This window comes from Pseudomonas persica (assembly GCF_900291015.1).
Taxonomy (GTDB): Bacteria; Pseudomonadota; Gammaproteobacteria; order Pseudomonadales; family Pseudomonadaceae; genus Aquipseudomonas.
This window is the reverse complement of sequence record NZ_OLKL01000398.1, coordinates 1-233: the sequence shown is the minus strand read 5'-3', so window position 1 is coordinate 233 and position 233 is coordinate 1. Positions and strand designations below refer to the sequence as shown.

Below are 233 nucleotides of genomic sequence, written 5' to 3'. Positions count from 1 at the left end.
CCTTTGTGGCTGCCCGGTGATCTTCATTCCAGGGCACGGCATCGACGAGCAGTTTCTTGAGGCCAGCTTCATCGGCAGCCAGGGTTTCGCCATGCTCGATCGGCCCGGCGCATTCGAGCGTGCCAGCGCAGGGCTGGAAGGTGCCCTGCAGCGTTATGTGGAAAGAACGGCACCCTTCTGGCAACACCTCGAGGTGTTCATCGCCAAGACCCAGTTTGCAGCCCGTCGCGAGG

Annotated in this window: 1 protein-coding gene; it reads left to right on the top strand. The window is 62.2% G+C overall.

The window, feature by feature from the left end:
- The coding region (locus tag FQ664_RS27040) for a hypothetical protein (RefSeq protein WP_144176019.1) at positions 1-233 on the top strand (233 nt) is incomplete at both ends.